A 3242-nucleotide genomic window follows, 5' to 3' on the forward strand; every position below is an offset into this window, starting at 1 on the left:
GTGAGCGTGTTCGATTCCAGCCGCAGCTCGCGCCCGAGCGCCCCCACCGTGCGCCCGTCCTCGGCCCAGAGCGCCGTCATCACCAGATACTGCGGATAGGTCAGGCCGATGTCGTCGAGCAGGTCGGCATAGGCCTGCTGCATCGCGTGCTGCGCCGAGTAGAGCGCGAAACAGATCATGTCGGGAGGTGTCAGCTGCATTTCCGGAAAATAGATCGCACGCGACAGGATCGCAAGGGAGTTGACTCGCGGTGGCGCACCCTCTATTTATATCGCACCCGATATAATCGCACGCGAATGGAAAACCTCATGTCCGTCGATCCCAAGTACTGGGCCGAAGCCACCGCGTTTGGCGGCGGCCGCAACGGTCACGCGAAACTGGCCAGCGGAATGCTGACCGTCACCATGTCGAGCCCCAAGGAGCTTGGCGGCGACGGCAAGGGCCACAACCCCGAAGAGCTCTTCGCGCTTGGCTACGCGGCCTGCTACCTCAGCGCGATGCGCTTCGCGGCGCAGAGTGAGAAGCTCGGCACCGTGCCCGAGGATGCCTCAGTGAACGCCCATGTGGGGATCGGCCCGCGCAGCGACGGCGGTTTCGGCCTGAAGGTCACGCTCGAGGTCTCCCTGCCGGGGCTGGAGCGCGACGTGGCCGAGAAGATCGCCGAGCGCGGCCACTTCATCTGCCCCTACTCGAACGCCACCAAGGGCAACATCGAGGTCGAGATCGTCGTCCTCTGACGCCCCCTCTCCCGCGCGCCCGCACTTGCAGGCGGGTCGCGCGCACCGGGGTCAGGTACGCCAGGTGCTGAAGGCAAAAAGAAAGGACCGCCGAAGCGGTCCTTGGAATCCGAAGCCTCCCGAAGGAGCTTCAAAAAGGATCAGCCGTTGACGCTGTCCTTGAGGGCCTTGGCGATGGTCATCTTGACCTGCTTGTCGGCCTCTTTCTTGAACTGCTCGCCGGTCGCGGGGTTGCGGACCATGCGCTCCGGGCGCTCGCGGCAATAGATCTTGCCGACGCCAGGAAGGGTCACTGCACCACCGTCGGCGACTTCCTTGGTGATGATGCCGGTGATCGCGTCCAGCGCGGCGGACGCGGTTTTTTTGTCTGCGCCCATCTCCTCGGCCAGTGCGGCCACAAGCTGGGTTTTGGTCATCGGTTTCGCCATTTCATGGTCTCCTTAACTGCCCGAAGTAATGGGCCTCGTCGCGTAAGCGTAACATTATATGGAGTTCAAACACAACGAATAGTGGGTGTTTGCAAGGGAAAACTGCGCATATTGCGGTGTTTCGGCGGTGTTCCTCCACTTCAGAGGAAAGCTGTTTCCTCAAAGCTACGCAGCTTCCGGCTATGCAGCCTCTCAAGCGGCATTCCGCGAAGCCGTTCCATCGCGCGAATGCCGATCATCAGGTGCCGCGCGACCTGCGTCTTGTAGAAGTCGCTGGCCATGCCGGGAAGCTTCAATTCGCCGTGCAGCGGTTTGTCGCTGACACAGAGCAGCGTGCCGTAGGGCACCCGGAAGCGGAAGCCGTTGGCGGCGATCGTCGCGCTTTCCATGTCGAGCGCCACGGCCCGGGATTGCGACAGCCGCTGCACCGGGCCGGACTGATCGCGAAGCTCCCAGTTGCGGTTGTCGACCGAGGCCACGGTGCCGGTCCGCATCACCCGCTTGAGGTCGTAGCCGTCGAGCTGGGTCTCCTCGGCCACGGCGGTCTCGAGCGCCACCTGGATCTCGGCCAGCGCCGGGATCGGCACCCAGACCGGCAGGTCGTCGTCGAGCACCTTGTCCTCGCGCAGGTAGGCGTGGGCGAGCACGAAATCGCCCAGCGACTGCGAACTGCGCAGCCCGGCGCAGTGCCCCACCATCAGCCAGGCATGCGGGCGCAGCACGGCGATGTGGTCGGTGGCGGTCTTGGCGTTCGAGGGCCCCACCCCGATGTTCACCAGCGTGATGCCCGCGCCGTGCGGGCGCTTGAGGTGGTAGGTCGGCATCTGCGGCATCTTGGGGCTGAGCGGCAGCGCGGCCTCGGCATCGGTGATCTCGGCGTTGCCGGTCGAGACGAAGCTGGTGTAGCCGCTGTCCGGATCGGCGAGCTGCTGGCGGGCATAGGCCTCGAACTCGCTGACGTAGAACTGGTAGTTGGTGAACAGCACGTGGTTCTGGAAGTGCCTGGGATCGGTCGCGGTGTAATGCGCGAGCCGCGCCAGAGAGTAGTCGACCCGCTGCGCGGTGAAGGGCGCGAGCGGCCCGGCGCCATCCTCGGCGGGCTTGGCGACACCGTTCACGATGTCGTCGTTGGTCACGCTCAGGTCGGGCACGTCGAAGACGTCGCGCAGCACGAAGCGCCCCGCCCCCTCCTGCGGCACCGTGAGCTCGGGATAGTTGGCGACGGCGAAATGCACCGGCATCGGCGTCGTCGAGAGCCCCACCTGCACCGGCACCCCGTGGTTCTCGAGCAGCAGGCGGATCTGCTGCTTGAGGTAGTGCCGGAACAGGTCCGGGCGGGTGATGCTGGTGGCGTGGGTGCCGGGCGCGGGCACGTGGCCAAAGCTCAGGCGGCTGTCGACCTTGGCGTGGCTCGTGGTGGTGATGCGCACCTCGGGATAGAAGGCGCGGATGCGCACCCCGGGGTGCCCGTCGCTCATCGCGGCGAGGAACCGGTCGTGCAGGAAGCCCGCGGACAGGTCGTAGAGCTCGCAGAGACGATCCACCGCGGCCCCCGCATCGGAGAAGAGTTCGGGCTCCGGAGCCTCCGGGCTGACGATCTCCAGTGGGGCGTACGAGTCCTGCATGCTTGCCTCTCTTTCGGCCTGTTTCCCGGCAAACTGGCATCAAGGAGAGGGGCGTTCAAGCGGCAGTGTGACCGTTAACCATGAAACCGCTGCGTCACGGCACATCCCGGGGGCGAAAACCGCCCTGCCTTCGCCCTGCCCTCGCCGTGCCCCGGAAACGCGAAACGCCCCGCGACCGGTGTCGCGGGGCGTTCGTCAATTCAGGTTTGTGGCGCGATCAGGCCCGGACCAGCGCCTCGTAGGAGGCAGCGATGTCCAGCACCAGGTTGCCGACGGTGAAGGTGTAGTCGCCGATCTGGCCAACCGGGGTGACCTCGGCGGCGGTGCCGGTCAGGAAGCAGCCCTCGAAGTTCGAGAGTTCCTCGGGCATGATGTGGCGCTCATGCACGGTGATGCCCTTCTCCTTCATCATCTTGATGACGGTCTGACGGGTCAGGCCGTTGAGGAAGCAG

Annotated in this window: 5 protein-coding genes; 1 reads left to right on the forward strand and 4 read right to left on the reverse strand. The window is 65.3% G+C overall.

Features of this window, described 5'->3' with window-relative positions; genetic code table 11:
- Positions 1–200 (reverse strand): MarR family winged helix-turn-helix transcriptional regulator (locus HC022_RS22105; RefSeq protein WP_368484718.1); only part of this gene is annotated, 200 nt, incomplete at its 3' end.
- A gap of 108 nt (positions 201–308) precedes the next feature.
- Between HC022_RS22105 and HC022_RS22110 the strand changes: the two genes are divergently transcribed.
- Positions 309–737: an organic hydroperoxide resistance protein gene (locus tag HC022_RS22110; RefSeq protein WP_167453844.1), complete on the forward strand. Its 429-nt coding sequence runs from the start codon at positions 309–311 to the stop codon at positions 735–737.
- A gap of 140 nt (positions 738–877) precedes the next feature.
- Here the strand turns inward: HC022_RS22110 and HC022_RS22115 are convergent, their stop codons facing one another.
- The 3 genes from HC022_RS22115 to HC022_RS22125 all read right to left on the reverse strand — a co-directional run.
- Complete coding sequence (locus tag HC022_RS22115; RefSeq protein ID WP_008883113.1) at positions 878–1165, reverse strand: HU family DNA-binding protein; 288 nt, start codon at positions 1163–1165, stop codon at positions 878–880.
- A gap of 140 nt (positions 1166–1305) precedes the next feature.
- Positions 1306–2790: an AMP nucleosidase gene (locus HC022_RS22120; RefSeq protein ID WP_089958700.1), complete on the reverse strand. Its 1485-nt coding sequence runs from the start codon at positions 2788–2790 to the stop codon at positions 1306–1308.
- Between the two features lie 217 nt (positions 2791–3007).
- Positions 3008–3242 (reverse strand): aminotransferase class IV (locus HC022_RS22125; RefSeq protein ID WP_175583690.1); only part of this gene is annotated, 235 nt, incomplete at its 5' end.

The organism is Salipiger sp. HF18 (assembly GCF_011806505.1).
Classification (GTDB): domain Bacteria; phylum Pseudomonadota; class Alphaproteobacteria; order Rhodobacterales; family Rhodobacteraceae; genus Salipiger; species Salipiger thiooxidans.